Annotated in this window: 17 protein-coding genes; 14 read left to right on the forward strand and 3 right to left on the reverse strand. The window is 61.9% G+C overall.

The window, feature by feature from the left end:
* Positions 1-9 precede the first annotated feature (9 nt).
* The gene (locus DSCA_RS11140; protein ID WP_155316501.1) at positions 10-5,067 is read left to right on the forward strand and encodes a DUF11 domain-containing protein; all 5,058 of its coding nucleotides are present in this window, start codon (positions 10-12) and stop codon (positions 5,065-5,067) included.
* 39 nt (positions 5,068-5,106) lie between these two features.
* Here the strand turns inward: DSCA_RS11140 and DSCA_RS11145 are convergent, their stop codons facing one another.
* The gene (locus DSCA_RS11145; protein WP_155316502.1) at positions 5,107-6,168 is read right to left on the reverse strand and encodes a 3-oxoacyl-ACP synthase III family protein; all 1,062 of its coding nucleotides are present in this window, start codon (positions 6,166-6,168) and stop codon (positions 5,107-5,109) included.
* Between the two features lie 285 nt (positions 6,169-6,453).
* Between DSCA_RS11145 and DSCA_RS11150 the strand changes: the two genes are divergently transcribed.
* The 3 genes from DSCA_RS11150 to DSCA_RS11160 are packed head-to-tail and all read left to right on the forward strand — an operon-like array spanning position 6,454 to position 9,019.
* A complete protein-coding gene (locus DSCA_RS11150; protein WP_167527715.1) occupies positions 6,454-7,059 on the forward strand; it encodes an ankyrin repeat domain-containing protein in 606 nt (201 codons plus the stop codon).
* Entirely contained in the window at positions 7,023-8,117 is a 1,095-nt protein-coding gene (locus DSCA_RS11155; protein ID WP_167527716.1) for an ankyrin repeat domain-containing protein, read from the forward strand. Before DSCA_RS11150 ends, DSCA_RS11155 begins: the two co-directional genes overlap by 37 nt.
* Before the next feature lie 41 nt (positions 8,118-8,158).
* The gene (locus DSCA_RS11160) at positions 8,159-9,019 is read left to right on the forward strand and encodes a type II and III secretion system protein (RefSeq protein ID WP_167527717.1); all 861 of its coding nucleotides are present in this window, start codon (positions 8,159-8,161) and stop codon (positions 9,017-9,019) included.
* Between the two features lie 35 nt (positions 9,020-9,054).
* Here DSCA_RS11160 and DSCA_RS11165 read toward each other — a convergent pair whose 3' ends face one another.
* Both DSCA_RS11165 and DSCA_RS11170 read right to left on the reverse strand, forming a co-directional pair.
* A complete protein-coding gene (locus DSCA_RS11165; RefSeq protein ID WP_155316506.1) occupies positions 9,055-11,502 on the reverse strand; it encodes a glycosyltransferase in 2,448 nt (815 codons plus the stop codon).
* 16 nt (positions 11,503-11,518) lie between these two features.
* Positions 11,519-12,793 carry a radical SAM protein gene (locus DSCA_RS11170; RefSeq protein WP_231716450.1) on the reverse strand — a complete coding sequence of 425 codons (1,275 nt, stop codon included), beginning with the start codon at positions 12,791-12,793 and terminating at the stop codon, positions 11,519-11,521.
* A gap of 666 nt (positions 12,794-13,459) precedes the next feature.
* On the opposite strand from DSCA_RS11170, the gene DSCA_RS11175 reads away from it, so the two are divergent.
* The 10 genes from DSCA_RS11175 (at position 13,460) to DSCA_RS11220 (ending at position 24,001) form a co-directional block, all read left to right on the forward strand.
* Positions 13,460-15,895 (forward strand): hypothetical protein, encoded by a 2,436-nt coding sequence (locus DSCA_RS11175; RefSeq protein ID WP_155316508.1) that lies wholly within the window; start codon positions 13,460-13,462, stop codon positions 15,893-15,895.
* A gap of 4 nt (positions 15,896-15,899) precedes the next feature.
* The gene (locus DSCA_RS11180) at positions 15,900-16,913 is read left to right on the forward strand and encodes a phosphatidylserine decarboxylase (RefSeq protein ID WP_155316509.1); all 1,014 of its coding nucleotides are present in this window, start codon (positions 15,900-15,902) and stop codon (positions 16,911-16,913) included.
* Positions 16,914-17,013: 100 nt separating this feature from the next.
* Positions 17,014-18,063, forward strand: coding sequence for a prolipoprotein diacylglyceryl transferase family protein (locus DSCA_RS11185; RefSeq protein WP_155316510.1), 1,050 nt, complete (start codon positions 17,014-17,016; stop codon positions 18,061-18,063).
* Positions 18,064-18,204: 141 nt separating this feature from the next.
* Positions 18,205-18,654, forward strand: coding sequence for a DUF2062 domain-containing protein (locus DSCA_RS11190; RefSeq protein ID WP_155316511.1), 450 nt, complete (start codon positions 18,205-18,207; stop codon positions 18,652-18,654).
* A 484-nt stretch (positions 18,655-19,138) separates the two neighbouring features.
* A complete protein-coding gene (locus tag DSCA_RS11195) occupies positions 19,139-19,615 on the forward strand; it encodes an Lrp/AsnC family transcriptional regulator (protein WP_155316512.1) in 477 nt (158 codons plus the stop codon).
* A 138-nt stretch (positions 19,616-19,753) separates the two neighbouring features.
* Complete coding sequence (locus DSCA_RS11200) at positions 19,754-20,926, forward strand: saccharopine dehydrogenase family protein (RefSeq protein WP_155316513.1); 1,173 nt, start codon at positions 19,754-19,756, stop codon at positions 20,924-20,926.
* A gap of 48 nt (positions 20,927-20,974) precedes the next feature.
* Entirely contained in the window at positions 20,975-21,769 is a 795-nt protein-coding gene (locus DSCA_RS11205) for an ABC transporter substrate-binding protein (RefSeq protein ID WP_155316514.1), read from the forward strand.
* 146 nt (positions 21,770-21,915) lie between these two features.
* Complete coding sequence (locus DSCA_RS11210) at positions 21,916-22,584, forward strand: amino acid ABC transporter permease (protein WP_155316515.1); 669 nt, start codon at positions 21,916-21,918, stop codon at positions 22,582-22,584.
* A gap of 2 nt (positions 22,585-22,586) precedes the next feature.
* Positions 22,587-23,255: an amino acid ABC transporter permease gene (locus DSCA_RS11215; RefSeq protein ID WP_155316516.1), complete on the forward strand. Its 669-nt coding sequence runs from the start codon at positions 22,587-22,589 to the stop codon at positions 23,253-23,255.
* A gap of 17 nt (positions 23,256-23,272) precedes the next feature.
* Positions 23,273-24,001, forward strand: a complete 729-nt coding sequence (locus DSCA_RS11220) for an amino acid ABC transporter ATP-binding protein (RefSeq protein ID WP_155316517.1) — start codon at positions 23,273-23,275, stop codon at positions 23,999-24,001.
* The last annotated feature ends 15 nt before the right edge of the window (positions 24,002-24,016 follow it).

Here is a 24,016-nt window from a genome sequence, read left to right on the forward strand (position 1 = left end):
GGCCAACCCATGACCCCGTGTCTGTCACATAACGAAAATCACCCCCCTGAAAAGGGAGTGATCCGCCACCACGACCGGCCCGCTTTGCCCGGCAGGCCGGCAGTGGAATGTGACAGGAAAAAACGCACCGCCAGCCGCATCGCGACCCTCCTCCCCGTGATGCTGCTGGCGGTGCTGCTCCACATGGGACCGGCCTTTGCCGTTACCCCTTTCATCAATTCAGCCAACCTGGTCCGTTCCGGTACGGTGGTCGACGCCTCGTCGGTCACCGCCTGGTTGAATGCCCCCACCATATCGGCAATCGCCTTCTACCAGTATGCGCCCACCGCGCCCGACGCCGTGCCGACCATGATTCCCGGCACATCGACCAGCAGTGACGGCAGTACCTCCGGCGACACCCGGCCCCTCAACCAGATTTTTGCCGCCGGCAGCAGCGACCCCATCGACATGGGCAGCCCGGTGCCCCTGCTGGCGGCGGCGGTCTACCACCAGAACGAGCCGGTTTTCGTCCAGGTGGCCGATGGCGACCAGGACCGTGACCCGACCGTGGCGGAAACGGTGTGGGTGCTGGTTACGGTGGCTGAAATCGGGGAGAGCGAACTGCTGCTGCTCACGGAAACCGGCTCGAACTCGGGGATCTTTCTCGGATACATCCAGAGCACGGGCAGCGGCGCGGCAACCCCCTTCGACGGCCTCCTTCACGTGACCGCCGCGGCCCCGCTGGTGGGAGAATACGTGGACAGCGGCGATGCCACCGACCGGGCCACGGCATCGGTCATGGTCGATCCCTACGGCGTCGTCTTCGACAGCAGCACGGGCAGCCCCCTGGACGGTGTGGGCCTCACCCTGGTGGATGCCGCCACCGGGCAGCCGGCCACGGTGTTCGGCGATGACGGCACGAGTCGCTTCCCGGCCACCATCACCTCCGGCTCGACAGCCACCGACAGTTCCGGCCGCACGTACCGCTTCCCTGCCGGCGGGTTCCGCTTCCCCTTCGTGGCCCCCGGGGACTACCGTATGGAGATTGCCGCGCCAACCGGCTACGGTGCCCCCTCGGTGGTGCCCACGGCCGACCTCCAGGGGCTGCCGGGCGGGCCTTTTGCCATCCGCGATCCGGGTTCGCGGGGCGAGACGTTCACCATCAACCCGGGGCCGTCGGTGAATCTGGACATCCCCGTCGACCCCCTGGCGGGAACACTGTGGCTGCGCAAAAGCGCCTCTGTGGACACCGTGGCCATCGGCGATTTCCTGCAGTACACCCTGGACCTGGAAAACACCGATACGGACGATGCCGGAGGGGTGGTCCTCACCGACCGCCTGCCGGCCGGATTCCGCTACCAGGATGGATCGGCCAGGCAGGACGGCAGCCCCGTCGACGACCCGCAGGTTTCTGCCGACGGCCGCACGATTTCATTCAGCACGGGCAGCCTGCCGGCCGGCGAGTCGCTCCAGGTGCGCTACGTGGTGGAAGTGGCCGCCGGCGCACGCCTGGGCGACGCCGTCAACACGGCGGTGGCGGCCGACAATGCCGGCGACAGTTCCAATTCGGCCTCGGCCACCGTGCGGGTCGAAGAGGATCTGCTGCGCAGCAGGAATGTCATCGTGGGCCGCGTGATTGCCGACAATTGCGATGACCTGGCCACCGATGCCGCCGACGGGGTTCAGGGCGTACGCATTTACATGGAAGACGGCGCCTTCGTGGTCACCGACGGCCAGGGCATGTACCACTTCGAAGGCGTGACCAAAGGGGTTCACGTGGTTCAGCTGGATGTGGACAGCCTGCCGGACACCGTGGAGATCTTCCCCTGCGAAACCCATACCCGCCATGCCGGCACCCCCTGGTCCCAGTTCGTCGACCTCCAGGGCGGCACCCTCTGGCGGGCCGATTTTCACGTGGCCCGCAAACCCGGCGTGGACCCCGCCAAGCCGGTGGCCGGCAGCCACCGCCAGCCCGGCTGCGGCACCCCGGGCGATCCCGGAGATGCCGGCCCCGCCGGACCGGCCGCCGGGGACGAAAGCCCCGGCCTGCTGGCCCCGGCCGACGGCAGCCGCCTGACCCATCCGGTCAACGCCGTTCGCGTGCGCCTGGACTCGCGCCTCAAACCCCGGCTGCTTCTGGACGGCCGGGAGGTTTCCACCCAACGTATCGGGTTCACCCTCAAGGATCCCGACAGCAAGACCACGCTCTACTCCTATATCGGGGTCGACTTCGGCGCCGCCGGCCGGCATACCCTGGAAATCCAGGGCATCGGCCCCTTCGGCAACGCCCGCTTCAGGCAGGCCGTTTCGGTGGTCCGAACCGGCCAGATCGCCGCCATCCGCCTGCTGTCCGCCGAGGGCAACGTGGCCGACGGCAAGACCCCGGTCACCGTCTCACTTGAACTGCTGGACAGTGACGGCCGGCCCATCGCGGCCCCGGCCGACCTGGACATCCGGGACGGCAACCTCAAGCCCTGCCAGGCCGGCGGCGACGCACTCACCCGCCGGGAAGCGGATGAGACAAAGACGGTCCACGTGGCCGCGGACGGCCGGGTCCGCTTTGCCCCGGTGACCACCAGCGGCCGCTACACGGTGTCCCTGGGCTACAATGACGCCGCGGTGGACATCGATCTTTACGTCAAGCCGTTTCTGCGCGACTGGATCATCGTGGGTCTGGCCGAAGGCACCGCCGGGTACAATACGGTTTCCGACAACATGGAAAGTCTCGCCGACGCCGATGGGGAAGAAAAATTGTACACGGACGGCCGCGTGGCGTTTTTCGCCAAGGGCAAGGTCCGCGGACGCTGGCTGCTGACCCTGGCCTACGACTCGGAAAAAGACAGGGACGATCCCGACAACACCCTGTTCCGGACCATCGACCCGGATGCCTACTACACCCTGTACGGGGATGCCACCACCCAGCAGTATGATGCGGCCAGCATCCGCCAGCTCTACCTCAAACTGGAACGCGAGCAGTTTTACCTGCTGTTCGGCGATTACGACACCGGACTCACCGTGACCGAACTCGGCAAATACAGCCGCACCCTCAACGGCCTGAAGACCGAGTTTGCCGGGCGGACCGTCAGCTTCAGCGGATTTGCCGCCGATACGAGCCAGGCGTTCGTCAGGGACGAGATCCGGGGTGACGGCACCTCCGGCCTTTACCGGTTGACCCGCAACGACATCCTGATCAACTCGGAAAAAATCACGATCGAGACCCGCGACCGCTTCAAAAGTGAGGTCATCCTCTCCAGCCAGTCGTTGAGCCGCCACGTGGACTATACGATCGACTACGATGCGGGCACCCTGTTTTTCAAATCTCCGGTCCCCAGCCGGGACAGCGGGTTCAACCCCATCTTCATCATCGTGGAGTATGAGTCCGACGACCGGACGGACGCGTCCTATACCTACGGCGGGCGTGGGTCGCTGCGGATCATGGACGGGCGGGTGGAAGTGGGTGCGACCACCATTCACGAGGGGCCGGTGAACGCCGAGGGCGACCTGGTGGGCGCCGACCTGTCCGTGGCGCTGGATGAGAAGACGACCTTAAAAGCGGAAGTTGCCGCCACCCGCCGCGAGGAGACCGGAGACACGCTGCGTGACAGCGCCTGGCTGGCGGAAGTGACCCGCACCACCGGGCGCATGAACGCCAGGGTCTATGCCCGCGAGCAGGGTGAGGATTTCGGCCTCGGCCAGCAGAGCGGCAGCGAGACCGGCACCCGAAAAATCGGGGCCGAGGCGGACTACCGGGTAAACCGGTCAGTGATCCTGAGCGGTGACGTCTACCGGCATACCAACCTGTCCACCGACACCGAGCGGGACATGGGTGAAGGCCGGGCCACCTGGGATACCGGCGATTACCGGCTCTACAGCGGCCTTCGCATGGCCGAGGACCGGCAGGGCGACGGATCGGTGGACCGGTCCAGGCTGCTGCTGGCAGGGGTCTCCCGATCCCTTTACGCGGACCGGCTGCAGCTGCGCGTGGACCACGAGCAGTTGATCGGCGGCGGCGACAACAGCAGCGCCTACCCCACCCGGACCGTGGCCGGGGCGGACTTTCGCCTCACCGACACGGTATCACTGTTCGGTGAACAGGAACTGACCTGGGGCAGCGATGAAGACACCCAGTCCACCCGGGCCGGCGTCAAGGCGACCCCATGGCGCGGCGGCCAGCTGGGCACATCTGTGGGCAGGGACTATGCCGAGGCATCCGGACGGGTGTTCGCCAACCTGGGGCTCAACCAGACCTGGCAGGTCAACGACCGCTGGACCGTGGACGGCGGGTTCGAGCGCAGCCATACCATCGAGGCATCCGGCGATCCCTCGCTGGGCGGTCTGGCGGACGACGACTTCACCGCCCTGAGCCTGGGGGCGGGCTACCGGGCCGGCATCTGGTCGTGGACCTCCCGCGCGGAAAGCCGCTTTGCCGACGACGAGAAAAAATGGAACCTGCTCGGCGGTTTCATCGTGGAGCCGATCCGGGGCCTGGGGCTGTCCGCAGGGCTGGAACTCAACATCACCGACACGGAACAGGGTCAGGACGAAACGACCGGCGACATCCGGCTGAGCCTGGCCTGGCGACCAAAAAATACCCGCTGGATCGTGCTGGACCGCTTGGACTTCCAGTTCGACAGCAGCGACGGCAGCGGCAGCGACCTGGACAGCCAGCGCGTCATCAACAATCTCAACGTCAACTTCAAGCCCGATCATCGCCTGCAGGTCGGCCTGCAATACGGCGCCAAATATGTGCTCGATACCATCGACGACGACACCTACACCGGGTTTACCGACCTGATGGGCATCGAGGCCCGCTACGACATCACCCGCCACTGGGACGTGGGCCTGCGCGGCAGCGTGCTGCACGCCTGGAATGCGGGCCAGGTGGACTACAGCGCCGGGGTTTCCGTGGGCTACGCCATGGTGAAAAACGCCTGGCTCAGCGTGGGCTACAACATTGCCGGATTCGAAGACGACGATTTCTCGGCGGCCGGCTACACGGCACGGGGGCCTTTCGTGCAGTTCCGGCTCAAATTCGACCAGCGCACGGTGCGCGACATGGTCGACTGGTTCGGTGGCATGGGGCGATAGGGACAGGGTGAGGGGTATTCTGGAAGGCCTCAGCCAGGATTACGGCATGCGGTAGACCATGGCATTGATGTTCATGCCCGCGCCGACGGAAGCGAATACGGCGATATCTCCCGACGTCAGCCGGTGGCCTTCCAGCCGCTCTTTCAGGAGCAGATCCAGCAGGGTGGGAATGGTGGCCACGGAGCTGTTGCCGGCCCAGTGGATGATCATGGGCATGATATCACCGGGGATGGCGTCGACGCCGCACAGCTTGAACAGCCGTTTGAGAATGGCGCCATCCATTTTGGCGTTGGCCTGGTGCAGCAGAATTTTTTTGACATCGCCGAGTCCCAGACCGGCCCGGTCCAGCACCTGTTTCACCACCAGGGGAACGGTTTTCAGGGCATACTTGTAAATGTCGTGGCCGTCCATCTTGATGTAAAGCTCATTGCCCTCGTGATCCGGACGGTACGACCGCCCCAGCCGCAGCATCCAGGCCTTGTCCAGCGCGTCCGTCCGGGTGACGTGGGACAGGATGCCGCCATTTTCATCCGACGACTCCAGAAGCGTCGCCCCGGCCCCGTCGGCAAAAATCATGCAGTCGATGTCGTGGGGGTCCGACACCCGCGAGAGGGTTTCAGCGCCGATCACCAGCGCCCGCCTGGCATCTCCCGACCGAAGGTAGTAGTCGGCCATGATCATGCCCTGAAGCCAGCCCGGGCAACCGAAGGGGATGTCGTAGGCCACCGTGTAGGGGTTTTTGATTTGAAGCCGCTGCTTCACCCGCGAGGCGATCGTGGGCACCATGTCCGTCCGCAGGTTGCCGTCCCGGACATCCCCGAAATTCTGGGCGACAATGATGTAATCCAGGCGTTCCCGGTCATGGCCGTCCAGGGCCTCGACCGCCGCCTCATAGGCGATGTCGGTGGTGGTCAACCCGCTGCTGACATACCGTCGTTCCCGGATACCGGTGATCTTGTGCAGCGTTTCAACGATTTCAGGAACGGGTTTTTCCAGCCGGGCACCATCCTCCCCGTAAAACCGGTTATCGAGAAAATGGGCGTTGGGAATGATTTCGGATGGAATACAGCACCCGGTGGAGACGATAATCGAATTGGGCATTTTCCCCCCATGTTGTCTTTCTTTGATGCCCTCGTAGAAAGTCGTTTTTCAGACGGGTTCGAAAAAAAAGCCGCAATCAAGGCTTGCGAAGCCAGAGGAATGAGGTGTACTCACGGTACTCCGCAGTGACGAGGGATGAAGCGTAACGCAGATATCGGCTTTTTTTTCGAACCCGTCTTCTTTAGGTCGGGTGTATTAATGGATATTGGATCATTATTCAAGGGCTGTTCACCCCTGGGTGTAAAAGTTTTGTCAACGGCGCGTCCCGCAGGGTTGCAGCCAGGCTTGCAAAGCCCCCCATCGACGTTCATAATGGCCGGGGATCCGGTTCGGTCCCGGAAACGGCGCGGATGCCAACGGGACGCCGGACAATGCCCGCACCCCGCTGATGGTCGCCGTCCGGCGCAAAAACGCCCCCGTGGCGCACAAGTCCTGCTGGAAAGCGGGATCGCGCCGGACGACCGACGCTACCGTGCGGCCACCCCCCTGATCGTGGCCACGCGAAACGGCGATACCCGCACCGCAGCCATTCTGCTCGAGCACGGCGCCCTTCCGGACGGCGAGCCGCCGGGGGGTATGGCCGCCCTCAGCCATGCGGCCGCCAATGGCGATGCATCCATGACCAGGCTGCTGCTGGCAAACGGCGCCGATCCCAACCGACGCGCTTTCGGTCGATTTTCTCCCATGTATCGCGCGGTGGAATCCGGATGCGTGGAATGCGTCCGTCTGCTGGCCGGGGCGGGGGGGCTGCCCATCGGCAAAACCAACAAGAACGAATCGGTCGCGGCGCTGGTGATACGACGCAACCAATTGGAGATAAAGGATATATTCAGGGACCACATCCGTTCAGGGGCATGGCGCCCGATGCGCTGGGCACCGCGGAGGACCTGATCCGGCCCGTTCGCCGGCAGGAATGGGCCCTGCTGCGCGGGTTGCTGTCCCTGGGGCTGCCGCCGGATCGCCGGGACGACCGTGGCAGGAGCGCCTTGATGCTGCTGGCCGGAACCCCCATGCCGCGGAAGGGGATCGCGCCGGGCGCGGTCGTCACCGGTGCCGGAATACTGATCGATCTCGGTGCCGATGTCAATGCCAGGGACCATCAGGGCCATACCGCCTTGATCCTGGCATCCCGATCCGGCGCCGCCGACCTGTTCGACCGGCTGATTTCTGAAGGTGCTGACCTGAATGCCGCCAGCGAAGACGGACGAACCGCGCTGACCGAGGCGATTTCCAGGGGGCACGGGGCCATGGTGGCGCGATTGATCCAGTGCGGGGCCGACCCGAACGCCACGATACGGACCGGTAAACGTACACGTTTTCCGCTGGGCATGGCCGTTGCCAACCGGGATGCCGGCATGGTGGGGCGGTTGATCGCGGCCGGTGCAACCATTCCCCCTGACGGTCGAAGCGCCTGCGACCTGTTTCAAAAGGCAGCGCCCCAACCCGAAATCGTCCGCCTGCTGGCGGGATCCGGGGTGGACCTGAACCGCAGGGATGAATTGAACCGTTACCCCTTGAGCACGGTCATGCGCCACGGCCCGCCCGAATCGGCCGCCGCCATGATCGACGCCGGTGCCGCGCCTCACCTTGAAGACTGGCGCGGCCAGCAGCCGCTCATGGTTTTTGTGAAAAACGGTCAGGCCGCCCTGGTGCGCCTGTGCGTGGAAACGAGCGATCGGATCCGGCAGGATCCCGAAATCATGCGAAATGCCATGTATTGGGCCGTCCGGAGCGCCCGGGTGGAGGTGGTGCGGACCTTGCTGGAATATGGCACGTTTTTCAATCGGATGGCCGAAGTGGAGGCCCTTCTCCAATGGGCCGAGGTGCCGCCGGAATCCCCCCATGCCAGGGACCGGATCCTGGCCCTGTTCCGGGATCGAATCGGTACCGGAGCCGGCCGGCAAAATAAAGGAAGCGCCGTCATGATCACGGGCAGGCCGAAAGGATAGCCGATGCCCGTCCGTCGATGGCGGCCTGTAAGGAGAAAACGGTGATTCCTGGCCTCAAAAATGGTTTCATTTCCACGGCGGCAGCCATCCTGGCGTCGCTCCTGATCGTGTCCATCGGTGTTTGCGGCGAGCAACTGGCCGTCATTGAGCTCAAGCATCGTCCGGCCGACGACATCATCCCCGTCATCACCCCCTTTCTCGGTCCCGGGGATACACTCAGCGGAAAGGATTTTTTGCTCTTTGTCGGCACCACACCGGATAATCTGGCCCGGATTCAATCCATCGTCTCCCACCTGGACCAGGCCGCACGCCAGCTGGCCATCACCGTGGTCCAGGGAGAAAATGCCCTGGAATCATTGGGCTCCCTGGCGGTTTCCGGCAGGGTGTCCGTCGGCGAGCAGGTCACCGTGGGAGTGGGCGATCATCGCGGGAAGCCGGATGACACCCTGGCCGTCGATGCCCGGAGCAGGCAGCGCAGGCGCAGCAGCAGCGATATCCAGCGCGTCATCGCCCAGGAAGGTCAGGCGGCCACGATTTTTGTGGGGCTGTCCGAGCCGGTGTCCACGGGCAGTCCACGGCACCATGGCATGCGGGTCGGCCAGATCCGCGGATACCGTGAAATGCTCACCGGCGTGCGGGTGACCCCGCGCGTCTCGGGGGACCGGATGACCCTGGAGATCGAGACCCGGCGGGACGGACCGGGGGACGGCGGCAGCGGGACCGTCCGGACCCAGGGGATTCAAACCCGGATCCAGGGCCGGCTCGACGAGTGGATCGAAATCGGTGGGATACTCACCGCAAAAGACCGGACGGGGACCGGCCTCGGCGAACGCCAGACCGCCCGGCAGTCCAGCCGCAGGCACGTGTTTGTCCGCGTTGAGGCGGTGCCTCAGCCAGATTGACCAACGGGCCGTCAGGCACGGACCCGGCCCGGTGCTTACCCGGCCATGGCCATTTTATCGGCATTGAGGGTGCCGAACATCTTCCAGGTTTCATTGAAGGCGGCTTCGAAGGAGCGGTCCTCCATGTACTCCCGGGCAGCCCGCCCCATCTCCGACCGCCGCCGGGAATCGGCGACCAGCGATTCCATGGCACTCAAGATGGCACGGGCACAATTTCCTTTCACCACGAGCCCGGTCTTTTCCGGGATGACATTCTCGGCCGGCCCCCCCTGATCGGTGACAATAACCGGGACACCCGAGGCCTGGGCCTCCAGGACCACGTTGCCGAATGTGTCCGTGGTGCTGGGGAAAACAAAAATATCGCTGGACGCGTAGGCGGACGCCAGATCGTCCCCTTCCAGGCGTCCTGTGAAAATGCACGGCAGGCCGCGGTTCTCGGCCTTCATCTCATCCAGGTAGGGACCGTCGCCGACGACGGTCAGAACGACCGAGGGCGTGGATTGAACCAGTCGGCGATAGGCCTGGGACAGCAGGTGAAGGTTCTTTTCTTTGGACACCCGCCCGACATAGATCAGCTTGGTCGTTTGCGCATCGCAGTGCCACCGTTTGAAAAACCCGTTGCGCCTTGAGGGATTGAATCGCCCGGTGTCGATGCCGCGGGGATAGACCTTGATTTTTTCCGCGCTGATTCCCCGGGCGACCAGTTCCTCCCGGGTGCTCCGGGAGGGGGCGTAGATCAGGTCCATCTGGTCGTAGTACCAGAGAACGAATTTCCAGGCCAGATCTTCCATGAAACCGCTCCCGGTGAGGACCTGCACATACTGGGGAATGGCCGTGTGGTAAGTGCCGGAAATGGGAAGCCGGAGAAATCGGGCAATGGCCAGGGCGGCCAGTCCGATGGGGCCCGGGGTTGCCGTGTGGATATGGTTGAACCCCTGCCGGTGGCAGTAGTCCAGCATCTCCAGCACCGGCGGATAGAAAATCTTCTGCTGCTCGTATTCGGGCAGGTCATAGGTGCCGATGGGAGTAAAATGGGCGACGCCCTTCTCCGACGGCCGGTTCCGGTCGTCACAGGTGATCAGCGTATAGCGGCGGTCGGCTGCCGCGGCAGACTGAACCTGCTGCCGGAGGGTCAGGGCGACACCGTTGACTTCATAAAAGGTGTCGGTGAAATGGGCCACATGGGTATCCCCGGCAGGCGCCGGGGTCTGGTCGCCCGGGGGCCGGCCGAAGCGCCCGGCGATCTGGTTTCCCAGGTCCCGTCCCATGGTAAACTGGGAATAGGCGACAAAATAGGGGGCCAGCAGGGTGGTCATCCCGCCGGCGGAACCGATGGTGTGGAAAATGTTGAAGACATTGGCGCCGGAAAGATGATCCAGCAGGTGGTTGCCGAAATGGACCATCACCCGGTTCGAGAGGCGGTTGACGAACTCGAACCACTGCCCTTCACGCGCCTCGTCCTGCCCGCCGTCCTTTCTGTCCGCTGCCAGCAGATCCGGGTTTTCATCGATGAGCTTCTGGGTTTCATGGCGGAGGAGGGAGGCCAGGGAGTCCGACAGGGGATGTTTCACCCGCTTGTTTTTTTTGGCGCTGAAGAAAAAATAAACCCGGGAGAGCATCCCGGGTTCCGGTGCCGGATCGAGCCCCAGTGAACCGTCCAGGAATCGGACCAGCGGATCTTTTCCCGCGTATTGCCCCAGATTGAATTTGCGGCGGAAAAACTGCCAGGCGATGCCGTAGAGGTTGTGGGCCATGGTCTGGGGCGAAGGCGCGGTGGCATGCACCACCACCCGGCTGTTTTCAATGGCCGAAAGCGATGTCCCGGTATCCGGATCGCCCGTGAACTCGGTGTAGGTTCGGGCGACGTTCAGGCCGCTGTGGTCATCCGACCCGCCGAAAAGCCGTTTCTGATGAGGATGGGGAAATGACGGTGTGATGCCGTGCCGGTCGACCAGCCGCTGGATATCATCGGGGGTCAGCTGGTTCAAAAGGCGCCTGAGCGTCTGGTTTTCCCGGCTGTTGCGCGCACCGTTCAATTCGAAATTCCTGAACAGCAGCAACAGGCGTTCGAAGTGGTCCACCGTCAGCCTATCGTTGACCGCATAGAGTGGATGGGCGATTATATTGAAGATCTTCTCCTGCTCAAAATAAGCGACCAGGTCAAAAATATTCTTGCGCAGCCGCTGGATGTCGACGTGCTGGGATTCGGTGATATCAAGGGCCAGCACGTGAAGTTTGCAGCCGTCTTCGGGGAAGTAGCTGGTCACCTCCTCGCTGACGAAGGCACCCGGCAGATGGGCGATTTCCAGGGCACCGCCGATACTGTTGTGGTCGGTGATGGTCACATGGGTCATGCCCCGCCGCCTGGCGATATCATAGAGCTGGAGCGGCTCGGTGAAGCTTTCGGGGCAGTCGAGTTTTTTCAGGATCCATTGGGATGGCCGTTCGGAGAACTTGGAGTGGACGTGCAGGTCGATCCGCATCGCTTTTCCTTTCTGTTTAAAAACGCCTCAATTTTCGATAATCCGGCGATTGCCGGCCGTTGAAAAAGCCGCAGGCCCGATAGTAGGACAGATCACCGGCCCATGCGGCCAGCGCACCCGGCGTGGCCGCCATGCGCCGAATCAGGCCCAGCGGGTTGGCGGCCGCCTCGAGCAGGGGGCCGAACAACGCCGACGGGTCGCGGAAGCACTCCCAGTCGCACTGGCGGCAGGCATCGGCCTCGGCCGGCGGCGTCAGCCGTCCCGGATCAACGTCCCACAGGGCGCCGAAGTCCTCATTCCCGCGGTAACCGCAGGGGTAGGTGTGCCCGTCGGCGGCATTGATGAAGAAGAAATCCACACCGCCGCGGCAGCCGTATGCCGGGATCGGAGACGTCCCGTCGCTGTACTGCCGCACCAGGGATTCCAGGGCGCACAGGGGAGAAAAAATACGAATCCGGGATCGAAAGGACCGGATGGCAGCGGTGAGGGCCTTGAACAGCATCCGCTTTTCGGGCCGGGTGAAACGAACGATGTCCGCCACGGTCGTGGCGGCGTACACCGCACTGAGGCCCCGTTGGCCTTCCGGCACATCGATGCTCATGGGATAGCAGGCATTGGCCATGGTGAATCCCAGATCGACCGCCCGCTGGTAAAAACGCTCAAAGGCCTTTCGATAGCGGGAGTAAAAGGTATCCAGGCAGGCGCTGTCGGAACCGGCATCCGCCCGGGTCAGGTGGCGGGTGGCGTCCCCGCCCACGTTGCGGTTGATGCCAAGGTTGACCGCCGGGTAGATGCCGGCCCGGTGAAAAAGAGGCAGGGCGCGGCCGATCCCGGCAACCACCCCGGGAAACCCGCGCATCCCTTCGTGGACACAATCCACGGCCGAGTCCAGGCTGATCCAGAAGTTGCGCAGGGGCGTGTCGGCAAGCTGGTCGGCCATGCGGGCAATCCGGGATTCGAACCCTTTTTTCTCAGGACGGGCAAACATGAAACCGTTGGTCCCGGTACGGATGTAGGGTATGCCGGCAGCGCCCGCATGGCGGATCAGTTCCACCAGCCGGGGCACATCCAGCAAGGGCTCTCCGCCGGTAAAGGAGATGGCCTGTACCCCCCGGCCGGCGGCGGCATCGATCATCTTCTTGATTGCATCCGTGTCCAGGGTGGACCGGGCAAAGGATTCAGTCACACGCATGCCGCACTGGGGACATCGCGCGTTGCACCGGTCGGTAATCTGGACCACCACCTGCCCGGGGATGCGATGGGTTAAAATGGATTTGAGCAATACAGTCACGAGACTCACCTTCCCTTCAGGTTGGAAACCGATGCGCCTCCAATAGCCTGCCCATTGTTACCCCCATGTTAGCCATTTGTTTGTTTTGCGTTCAAACCGCCCCCCCCGGCACGGTTCCGGGTTCCGGGCTCACCGGCTGAAAGCTGAAAGCGAGAAAAGCTCAAAACTCAAGGTTCAAAGCGCGGAAATCAAAAAGACTGGTTATCCTTCAACCTTCAACCTTCAACCTTCAACCTTCAACCTTCAACCTTCAACCAGAAGCCGAAAGACGGTCTGAGCGTCAACATAAAAAAAACGGTGAGTAGTGAACGGTGAACCGTGAACAGGATAACGGACGGTTTTAGGTTATAGGTAGAAGATCAAGGCTATAGGCGATAGGCGATGGGCGATGAGCTATGGGCGATGAGCTCGCTCACCGTTTTTAACCATTTTCTAACCACCCGGTAACACGACGCTAATCCTCTGATTTTAGGTTGCATCACAGAAAAGAAACCAACGGCTGGCCGATAGCGCCAACCTGTCAGGTGAGAGGAGAACCAGGATGTCCGATGACATGTTCAATGGTATGATACTTTCAGTTTCCATTGCCTGCATTTTATCCAGCTTCTGGTTTAGCTTTTCCTGACTGTCGCTGTTTATGGATCAAAGGGTGGAATCAAGGGAGACATGGTTAAATTAGCCCGCCGCACAGGCACATCCCCCACGCCAATCGCAGCACCCGGGACGGCACCCGCCTCCCGGGCGGCCAACCGGTTTAAACTGATCCACGTGCTTGGCATCGACACCGCGACCCCCGAGGGACTGGCGCGCACCCTGCCCTTTACGCCATCGGACACCACGGCGGGGGCGGAAAATGAGTACCAGACCGCGGTTGAGGGCGATCGACACCGGGTGGATCTTCCACTTGAAATCGAAAATTCCGGTTTTTTCCGCAATCTCAAAAAACGGGCCCTGCGCGGTGACACGCCGCGTTCCACGGTGTCGGCGCTGGAGGCGTACCTGTCGGAAAACGATACCGGCATCTGGGAAAACAGTTGGGTGCGGCTGCCCGCGGATGCCCTCAGCCCTTATGCCCGTCGTGTCTTCACGGAGGACCTGCGCTGCGACAAATGCTGCGCCGACAGTCCCCGTCGAAGCGATGCCGGCCGCTTTTCCTTCGAGGAAGGCGGCCGGGAGGTCCTGCGCATCCCCATCAGCTACCTGCTGAAACTGGCCCTGGCCGATGCCATCGACCAGCCCGCCACCCACGACACCGTCCGGGAAACCGGTCGGTCGGCCATGGACCATTTTCTCTCGGACAACACCTCGCCGGAAACCTTCTCCTTCCATCCGGTCTCCATGGATGAGGCCGCCGGGATGGGACAGGGCATCGCCCGGGAGACGGCCCTGCGTTTTTTACTCTCCCAGCTGCTGATCCAGTATGCCAACCGGCAGTTCGGGTTGATCGACGGCGGGCAGCGGGCCCTGCTCTACTTCGCCCCTCACCCGCCCGTGCGCCAGAAACGGCTCAACAACCTGATTCCGGACAGCTTCTACCGCTCCCTGTTCATGAGCCCCTGCCTGTCCGGATGGAATGACGGGGAAGCCAAGCACCGCTACATGCACCTGTGCCACACGGTGCTCTCCCGCAGCCAGCTCAATGCGGTCATCAAGCTCCGCGAGGCCGGCATCGTCGCCAACAACCTGGTGGTGCTGCCCAACACCTCCAACGTCAGCCTGGCCAACAACGGTACCCATATCAGCCTGGGCAGCCGCATGCTCACCCGGCTGATGAAAGCACCCGGATCCGGGTTCGGCGCCCTGGAAGAGAAGCACTACGGGGACCTGGCCATCAAAATCGTGGAGCATTTTCTCCCCCTTTTCGTAGGCGCCTATTCGGCGGCCCCCTACCGCATCGACTTCATGGATTTTCACCCCGAGCGGGTCCTGGGATTTCTGCCCCACGAACTGGATTACACCCACCTGAGGATGCTCTGGCGACGATGGAAGAAAAAGGCTCACCTTAAAATTCTGGGCCGCAGCATCACGCCATTCGGCCCGGAATGGCTGGATCGGAACCTCTCCCGGGGTTTCATGCTCAAGGGAGATTTCGTCCCGGACTTCAGGCTCATCGATTACCTGGTGGCGCTGATGGCCACCGACGAAAGCCCGGCCCTGGACGGCCGGCCGGGAAACGACACCCGTTTGAAAAAGGACCTGGGGGAATTGGGAGTCTTCGATCCCTGCATGCCCCTTTACATGCTCTATCGGGCCCGCTGCTTCCAGACCATGGGTTTCACCGGCTTTGAAGGTCGCCATTACAGTCTTTTCGAAAACCTGGATCGGGACATGGCCCAGGCGGCCAACCTTCAGATGCTGGTCACGACCCTGGCCTACAAGTATATTTTTACCGGGCGCATCACCCATGCGGACATCCCCGACCACCCTTTCGTCGAAAGCGAGCGGCGCCAGATCTTTTTCGGTGCGGCAGCCGGCATTCCCACGTTCTACGTACGCGCCGACACGCCCAACCGGCTGCTGGCCCGAATGGTCAAACGCACCGCCAACATCCGTTCAAGCCGGCGTTATGCGGGCTATACACGGGTGCGCGCGACGGATTTCAAACACACCCTGGTGACCCTCCTGCAGGAAGATGCACCCGAACTGATCGAGATGAACCAACTCCGGCATACCATCGACGATCTCAAAAACCGGATTGATGATGGCGGCGGCCGGGGCGTTTCAGGCCGCGTGACCCGCCGGATCTGCGAAGCGGCCGGCGCATCGTCGCCCCTGGCGTTGTCCGGCGATGAATTCAACGCCGCCGCGGAATCCTTTTATCGGGAGCGGTTGAAAAAAGATCAGGTGGGGCAGGCTCTGGACGGGTGGACCCGGCAGGTCCGGCGACTGGACGGCATGTCCACCTGGCGGAGCGGGCACTACAACCAGGCTCTTTTTTCCGTGCTGGGGGGCAAGGACGCCGCAACCCTGATCGCCACCCTGCGCAGTGCCGTCATTGCCGAAACGCTTCCGGTAACGGCCCTCACACAGCTGATCCACCTGATGCTGCTGACATTGGACCACATGAAACGGCAGTCGGAATCCGACCTGCCGGAGGTATGAGCCATTGGCCGACCCCCTTTCCCCCCACCAGTACATCGACAGGCAGACCCGCCGGGTGACGACCGAGCACCTGATCGCCGATCCGCTCATCAACCGGCTCTATTCACGGGCAAAGGAAAGTACGCCCCTGCTGTTCAAGGCGGCAACCTCCCGGCGCATGTCGGCCATCCTGGGTTTTCTCAATTTCGACCTGCCGCTGACGGCCGGAAGCAGGGGCCACGCCAGCCGGATCAAATCCATGGGCATCGACCCCGCCGAATGCCTGGACAGTACAGACGCCCTGGACACGGCCCGGAAACTGTTTGAACGGAAAATTCGCTACTGGCAGTGCCGCCCCATGCCCGACGGGGCGGACCGCATCGTTTCGCCGGCCGATGCCCGCATGATCGTGGGATCCTTCGACCACCAGGATGCACTTTTTCTCAAAGAAAAATTTTTCTCTTTCCATGAACTCATCGGTGCCGACCGGCACGCCTGGCTGAAGGCATTCGCGGGCGGCGATTTCGCCCTCTTCCGCCTCACCCCGGACAAATATCACTACAACCACCTGCCGGTTTCAGGCCAGGTAACCGATATGTATACCATCGACGGCAGCTGCCACTCCTGCAATCCCGGCGCCGTGGTGTCCATGGTAACGCCGTTTTCAAAAAACCGCCGGGTGGTCACCGTGATCGATACCGACGTTCCCGGCGGCACGGGGGTCGGACGGGTGGCCATGATCGAGATTGTGGCCATGATGATCGGCGACATCGTCCAATGCTACAGCGCCAGCGCCTATGACGACCCGATGGCCGTATCTCCCGGAATGCTCGTGGAAAAGGGCTGCCCCAAGAGCCTCTACCGGCCGGGAAGCAGCGTCGATGTCCTGATCTTCGAAAAAAACCGTGTGGTGTTTTCCGCGGACATTCTGGCCAACATGCGCCGCCGGGACGCAACCAGCCGCTATACGCTTCATTTTCAATCCCCCCTGGTGGAGACCGATGTCAGGGTCCGCTCGGAGATCGGGCGAAAAAAATGAAAAAAGGGTTCAAGGATTCGAGTGAGACCGGCCGGTCATGACCCTCCTCGACCCCTCGAATCCCTGACCCCTTGAACCCTTTAGTCTTGGAGAATTCCCCATGCAGAACTGGATCTTTGTCTCAGCCATGGCGCTCCTGCTCACGCCCATCTATATCTGGAGCTTCAAATCCCTGCCCCGGGAGCGATGGCAGATCATCTGCGCCGTTCCGGTCAGGAAGATGGCGGATGGGTCATGGCAGGGACTCAACCTGACCTTCTATGGCCTGTTCAATGCCATGGCCCTGTGCGCCGCCGTCACGCTGGTATTGATTCTCACCGGTGCCGCCGGCGTGGATTTGAGGGTGTTTGCGGCCATTATCGTGGTATTGCTGGGGTTCTGCCTGCCGGCGTCAAGCCTGGTTGCCCGGTGGGTTGAGAAGAAACCCCATACGTTCAGCGTGGGGGCCGCTTCCTTTCTGGGCATCGTCATCGGCCCCTGGCTGGTGCTCTTAATGGAGATGGCATCGACGCGGCTGCTGGGAATCACCTTTGAAACCATGGCCGTGATGTCGGCCCTGATGGTGGGCTATTCGATGGGGGAGGGCATCGGCAGACTGGCATGCATCAGTTTCGGCTGCTGCTACGGCAGGCCCATGGACCGGATGCCGCCTGTCGTGCAGCGTTATTTCTCATGGGCCACCCTGACCTATTCCGGCAATACCAAAAAGATCGCCTACGCGCATCACCTGGACGGAAAAAAGATTTTCGCCATTCCGGCCGTCACCGCCGTTCTGTATACTGCCGGCGCTCTGGCCGGCACGCTGCTGGTCTTGGAAGGGAAATACGCCCCGGCCTATTTTCTCTGCCTGCTGGTCACTCAGGGGTGGCGCTTTCTGTCCGAATTTTTAAGAGCGGATTTCCGGGGCGACCGGCGCATCAGCGTCTACCAGATCATGAGCCTGCTGACCATCCCTTATGCCCTGTTGATTCTGCTTCTGTTTCCATCGACCGGCACGGGTGCGGACATACGGGCCGGACTTCATGCCTTCTGGAACCCTGCCGTGATCCTGTTCCTGCAGGTGTTGTGGATTATCATGTTTTTGCGCACGGGCAGGAGCGATGTCACCGGATCGGCGCTCTCTTTCCATGTTCACCGGGACCGCATTTAATGCCCGTCCATAAATGGCATCTTGCGACCCGGGCCACCATCTCCGAACAGGCACAATCCGGACGATGCCCCTTCGCCCCCTCGAATCCTCGACCCCTTGGCCCCTGACGCCTTGAACGCGCTGTCTGACATACAAAATCCCATGCTCACCCGACGCATTCATAAGACCATCCATCGCATTTGCGACCGCTTCCTCAGGCTCAAGGGCGCGCCACACGAAATCGCCCTGGGGTTTTCCCTGGGGATCATGGTCGGCATGACCCCCTTTATCGGGGTTCATATCCTTTCCTGCGTGGTGCTGGCATCGCTTCTGGGATGGAGCAAAGTCGCATCGGTGATCGGGGTCAACATCACCAATGTGGTTACCGCGCCGCTGATCTATCCGATCAACTACTGGGTCGGCGTCCAGCTGGTCGGCGTGTCCAGGGAGGTCGACTGGCCGGGAGTCCCGGGCTATGCCGAATTCCTCTCGTTCATCAGACAGTCGCCCCTGATCCTGGTCGACCTTTCCATCGGCGGGCTGGTCCTCGGCACGCCCCTGGCCATGGCCGGCTATGTCATCATCCTCAGGGCCGTCCGCCGTTTCCGCTGAGGACAGTGCCCAGCGGATATCGCTTTTATTACGAATTCGTCAATACTGGCAAGGAGAACAGGCAGCATCATACGTTTTTGTAGGTATTCCCCTTCCCGCCACCCCCGGCCCCCCTCCTGTTGACCACGATAACCTGCTGCATTTTATAGTCATGAACACCGTTTTGCCCTCCGGATCAACCCATGGCACACAACATGCTTTTCACCAGACTGCCTCCGCACCAACCCGCTGCTGAACCGACGGTGAGAAATGATCTCGCCGTTTGGTTTTTTCGATGGAGAAAACCTCTTTTCCATCAGAAGCAGGCCAGGAGGGAACAACGAACCCGGGACAGGACCGCAAGGGATCTTTGTGGATCATGCTTACCATTTCAATTAATTAATGCCGATCATTTTATCTGTTTTGACAAATTTAATTGACATTTATTTTTTTTATCGGTTAGTTTGCACCAGAGGCGCACCCACCATCCCGCAGCGGAGTCGACGTGGACAAACCCAAGCTGGACAATCTGGACAAAGACCTGATCCGACTTCTCAAGGTGGATGGACGATTGCCGACGGCCCATATCGCCGAACGGCTGGAGGTGACCACGCCGACTGTCCGGTCGCGCATGAAAGCGCTGATCGCCCGGGGTGTCATGCGGGTGGCCGGACTGGTCAACCTGTCGGCCGCATCCGACCTGACGACGGCCCTGATCGGAATCAACATCGAATCGCTGGGGCAGCTCAACAACCAGCTGGAACAACTGACCGCCATGAAACAGGTTCACTGGGCGGCAGTGGTCACCGGCCGATTCGATGTCATCGCCGAGGTCGTCGTCAACGGCGGCATGGAAGACCTCTACCGGTTTACCTCCGTGGACCTGCCCGCCATCGGCCGGGTGACCCACTGCGAGACGTTCGTGGTCATGCGGTCCAGCCGGAAGTGGATGTTCAGTCCCGACGGCCTGGAGGGCTGGTAATCGCTTTTCCCGATCCGGCGCGGTTCGCACCGTCGACGCAGCCGACGGCTCAGGGGACGGCCTAAAGAGAAAGAAGTGGCCTGAGAATTCAGGCGGTTTATTGAACAGGGGCACTGAGTAAACAGGAGTGTACAAACGATGAAAGTGCTGGTATTAGGGGGTTGTGGGATCCAGGGAAAATCCGCGGTTCTGGATCTTGCCGGGGACGGTGACGTCGAGCGGGTGATTTGTGCCGACGCCAACATGGATGGACTCCAATCGGTTTCGCCGTTCATCGACATGTCAAAAGTCCGGGCCGAATCGGTGGACGCCGGCGATGCGGACAGTCTGGACCGTCTTTTCCGCCAGGCGGATGTGGCCATCGACCTGCTCCCCAGGCAGTTCCTGGAAACGGTCTGCCGGGCGGCCATCCGCACCGGGGTCGGCGTGGTGAACACCAATTACGCCACCCCCATCGCCCACCTGGACGAAACGGCCCGATCGGCCGGTGTGACCATAATGCCCGAATGCGGCCTGGATCCCGGCATCGACCTGGTGCTGTACGGGGAAGCCCGGCGCCGCTTCGACACGCTCAACCTGATCAACTCCTATTGCGGGGGATTCCCGGAGCAGACCGCCTGTGACAATCCCCTCAAGTATAAAGTCTCGTGGGTTTTCGAAGGGGTGCTCTCCGCCACCAAACGCGACAGCCGCATCATCCGGGAAGGCAGGGTGATCGATATCCCCGGTGCCCGCCAGCACGATGAAGCCTATGTCCACGAGGTGGCGTTTCCCGGGCTTGGCACCCTGGAGGCCATCCCCAACGGCAATGCGGTCATGTTCACCGATGCCCTGGGCGTGACCGGCACCATCCGGGAAACCGGGCGCTACTCCCTGCGCTGGCCCGGTTGGAGTGCCTTCTGGCGTCCGTTGAAGCAACTGGGTTTTCTGAGCGAGGAACCGGTGTCCGGCCTTGCCGGCCCGGTGTCCCCCTACCAGATGATGGACAAGCTGGTAGGCCCCCAGATCCAGTACCGGCGCAACGAAAAGGACCTGGTGGCCATGATCAACATCTTCGAGGGCCTGAAGGACGGCCGGCAGGTCCGCATGATCAGCCGGCTGCTCATCGAACGGGACCTGGAAACCGGCCTCATGGCCATGGCCCGGGGCGTTGGCTACCCGGCCAGCATCGCCGCCCGGATGATCGCCCGGGGAGAGATTGCCGAAAAAGGGGTTCTGTCGCCGATGACGCACATTCCCTACGCGGCGTTCATCGATGCCCTGGGCAGCCGGGGAATTGTCGTCGAGGAGGAAGAGATCCCGTTGGCTTAATTGCGGCCTTGAGCTGCTTGGTTCAATCATATACCAAAGGAGGAGACAATGAAGACAAGGATTTTGGCAGTACTGCTGGCACTGACGCTGATGATGGCCGGAACCGCGATGGCCAGCACGCTCTCGGACATCGTCAAACGCGGGGAACTGCGCGTGGCCGTCCAGTCCGGCGCAGCCCCTTACGCCTTCGTGGACAAGAACGGCGACCACGCCGGCTCCATGGTGGATTTCGCCCGCGATATGGCCGACCGCATGGGCGTCAAGCTCAAAATCATCGACTTTGACTGGGACGGACTGATTCCGGCGCTGCTCTCCGGGAAGGCGGACATCCTGGCCGCGGACATGACCCCCACCCTCAAGCGACATCTCAAAATCAGCTTCTGCGATCCGTGGTACTATGTCCAGCCCTGTGTATTCACCAAAGAAGGCGCATCTTTCCAGAAGCCTGCGGATGCCGACAAACCGGACGTCACCGTGGGCGTCCTGCTGGGCTCCACCGGTGAAACCATAGCCAAAAAATACCTGCCCAACGCCAAAATCAAAACCTACAAGGGCGGCGGCCGCATGATCGTCCAGGCCCTGCTGGCCGGCCACGTTGATGCCGGCGTCAACGACGACCTGGCGGTATTGACGGTGCTGCCGGATTTCCCGCCCGACTCGGTGCGTGTGCTGGACGACCGCCTGGGACAGGGCAAGGACCCGCTGGCCTTTGCCGTGCGCCACGAGTCGGTGAACCTGTGGCAGTGGGTCAACCTCTACCTGAAATTTGCCCACAGTGACGGGTCCTACGACAAAAACGTCAAGTACTGGATGGAATCCACGGACTGGAAAAAGGACCATTGATTCTGTCTGGTGTTCATCCAGAAACAGGCAAATTGGCCATTTATGGATGGGCACGATCTCACTGCGTTTGAAGTTCCTAATTGCAACCGGCCCCGGGAAGAAGGGATTCCCTCTGCTTCCCGGGGTCAATCGCCGAAGGGAAACCGATGCTCGAAGGGTTTAATTTCAGGATCATCTGGGAGTACATGCCGTTTTTTCTGGAGGGATTGCGCAACACCTTTCTGATCTCCATCGTCTCGCTCTTCCTGGCCCTGATCGCCGGCATCACCGCCTGCGCCGGCCGGCTGTCGCCGTGGAAAGCGGTTCGCGGCCTGGCCATCGCCTACATCGAAGCCATCCGCAGCACCCCCCTGCTGGTCCAGATCTACTTCCTGTACTTCGGCCTGCCCACGCTGGGCCTGCGGGTGCCCGAGCTTCAAACGGGCATCATCGCCCTGATGCTCAACAGCGGCGCCTACATCGCCGAGATTGTCCGGGCGGGGATGACGTCGGTGCCCAACGGCCAGATCGAAGCGGGCATCTCGTCGGGGCTGAATTACTTTCAACGCATGCGTTTCATCATCCTGCCCCAGGCGCTGGGCGTGACCGTACCGCCCCTGCTGGGCCAGGCCATCGTACTGGTGAAAGATTCCTCCCTGCTGTCCCTGATCTCGGTCCTGGAGCTGACCCGCTGCGGCCAGACCCTCACCTCCGAGCGGTTCATGCCCACGGAGGCATTTTTCACCGTGGCCTTCTTCTACCTGTGCATCTACTTCGTGCTGAAATCCCTGGCCGACTGGTCACAGAAAAAGCTCATCTTCAGGGAGGCGTACTAACCATGATGCTCTTTTATTTCCAGCGCCTGATCGAGATTCTTCCCTTTTTCATGAAAGGGCTGTGGATGACCGTGGCGGTGTCGGGTATCAGCCTGGTGCTGGGGACCGTTTTCGGGTTGCTGCTGGGCATTGTCCGCGCTTCGGGAAACAGGCTGCTGGTGGGGATCATCGGCGCCTATGTGGCCGTCATCCGGGGCACCCCGTTCGTGGTGCAGATCTTTATCGTCTTTTTCATCCTGCCCGAGTGGGGCATCCAGCTGGAGGCCTTTCCGGCGGCGATCCTCTCGTTGACCATCCTGGGAACGGCATTTATCTGCGAGATCGTGGCCGGCGGCATCAAAGCCGTTCCCCGCGGCCAGTGGGAAGCGGCCGCATCGTCGGGGCTGACCATTTACCAGCAGCTGCGCCACGTCATCGTCCCCCAGAGTCTGCAGACCATCCTGCCGCCCCTGGTGGGGCAGTATGTCCTGCTGATCAAGGACTCGTCCGTCGTATCGGTCATCGGCGTGGTTGAACTGACCCGGGTGGGCTGGGTCACCGTGGTGCGGATTCCCGAAGGATTGATGGTCTTCTCGCTGGTGGGAATCCTCTATTTTGTCATCTCCTATCCGCTGATCCGCCTGTCCAACACGCTCGAAAAGAAGATGGCGACTCAGCAGGTCATGCTCTAACCATTGGAAAGAAACCCATGATCAAATTCAACGGTGTCAACAAGTGGTTCGGCAAGCTGCATGTCCTCAGGGACATCGATCTCCATGTCACCTCCGGCGAAGTCGTCGTGGTGTGCGGCCCCAGCGGCTCGGGCAAGTCCACCCTCATCCGCTGCATCAACCGCCTGGAGAAATTCCAGAAAGGAGAGCTGTTCGTGGACGGGACCCCTCTTCACGACCATTCCACCAACCTGACCCGGCTGCGGGCGGAGATCGGTTTCGTCTTCCAGCAGTTCCACCTCTACCCCCACATGACGGCCCTGCAGAACGTCACGCTGGCCCCCATCAACGTGAGAAAAATGAAGAGCGCCGAGGCCGAAAAACTGGGCCGGGAGAAACTGGCCCGCGTGGGCCTGGCGGACAAGGCCGATGCCTACCCGATGCAGCTATCCGGCGGCCAGCAGCAGCGTGTGGCCATCGCCCGCGGGCTGGCCATGACTCCCAAGATCATGCTGTTCGACGAACCCACCAGCGCCCTGGACCCCGAGATGATCGGCGAGGTGCTGGACGTCATGGTCAAGCTGGCCAGCGAAGGCATGACCATGTGCGTGGTGACCCACGAAATGGGATTCGCCCGGCAGGTGGCCCACCGGGTCATTTTCATGGACGAGGGCACCCTGGTGGAAACCGGAGAGCCCCATGCCTTTTTCGACAATCCGCAAACCGACCGTGCCGCCCAGTTCATCAGCAAAATTCTCACGCACTGAAACCGTCAGCCGGTT

Origin of the sequence: Desulfosarcina alkanivorans, assembly GCF_009688945.1 — a bacterium.
Lineage (GTDB): Bacteria > Desulfobacterota > Desulfobacteria > Desulfobacterales > Desulfosarcinaceae > Desulfosarcina > Desulfosarcina alkanivorans.

What these genes read in the sequence shown, in the direction of transcription:
- DSCA_RS11215 (WP_155316516.1), top strand. Translation starts at nt 22,587, where the DNA reads ATGATGCTCTTTTATTTCCAGCGCCTGATCGAGATTCTTCCCTTTTTC.
- DSCA_RS11220 (WP_155316517.1), top strand. Translation starts at nt 23,273, where the DNA reads ATGATCAAATTCAACGGTGTCAACAAGTGGTTCGGCAAGCTGCATGTC.
- DSCA_RS11140 (WP_155316501.1), top strand. Translation starts at nt 10, where the DNA reads ATGACCCCGTGTCTGTCACATAACGAAAATCACCCCCCTGAAAAGGGA.
- DSCA_RS11210 (WP_155316515.1), top strand. Translation starts at nt 21,916, where the DNA reads ATGCTCGAAGGGTTTAATTTCAGGATCATCTGGGAGTACATGCCGTTT.
- DSCA_RS11165 (WP_155316506.1), bottom strand. Translation starts at nt 11,502, where the DNA reads ATGCGGATCGACCTGCACGTCCACTCCAAGTTCTCCGAACGGCCATCC.
- DSCA_RS11145 (WP_155316502.1), bottom strand. Translation starts at nt 6,168, where the DNA reads ATGCCCAATTCGATTATCGTCTCCACCGGGTGCTGTATTCCATCCGAA.
- DSCA_RS11205 (WP_155316514.1), top strand. Translation starts at nt 20,975, where the DNA reads ATGAAGACAAGGATTTTGGCAGTACTGCTGGCACTGACGCTGATGATG.
- DSCA_RS11190 (WP_155316511.1), top strand. Translation starts at nt 18,205, where the DNA reads ATGCTCACCCGACGCATTCATAAGACCATCCATCGCATTTGCGACCGC.
- DSCA_RS11200 (WP_155316513.1), top strand. Translation starts at nt 19,754, where the DNA reads ATGAAAGTGCTGGTATTAGGGGGTTGTGGGATCCAGGGAAAATCCGCG.
- DSCA_RS11175 (WP_155316508.1), top strand. Translation starts at nt 13,460, where the DNA reads ATGGTTAAATTAGCCCGCCGCACAGGCACATCCCCCACGCCAATCGCA.
- DSCA_RS11185 (WP_155316510.1), top strand. Translation starts at nt 17,014, where the DNA reads ATGCAGAACTGGATCTTTGTCTCAGCCATGGCGCTCCTGCTCACGCCC.
- DSCA_RS11155 (WP_167527716.1), top strand. Translation starts at nt 7,023, where the DNA reads ATGGCGCCCGATGCGCTGGGCACCGCGGAGGACCTGATCCGGCCCGTT.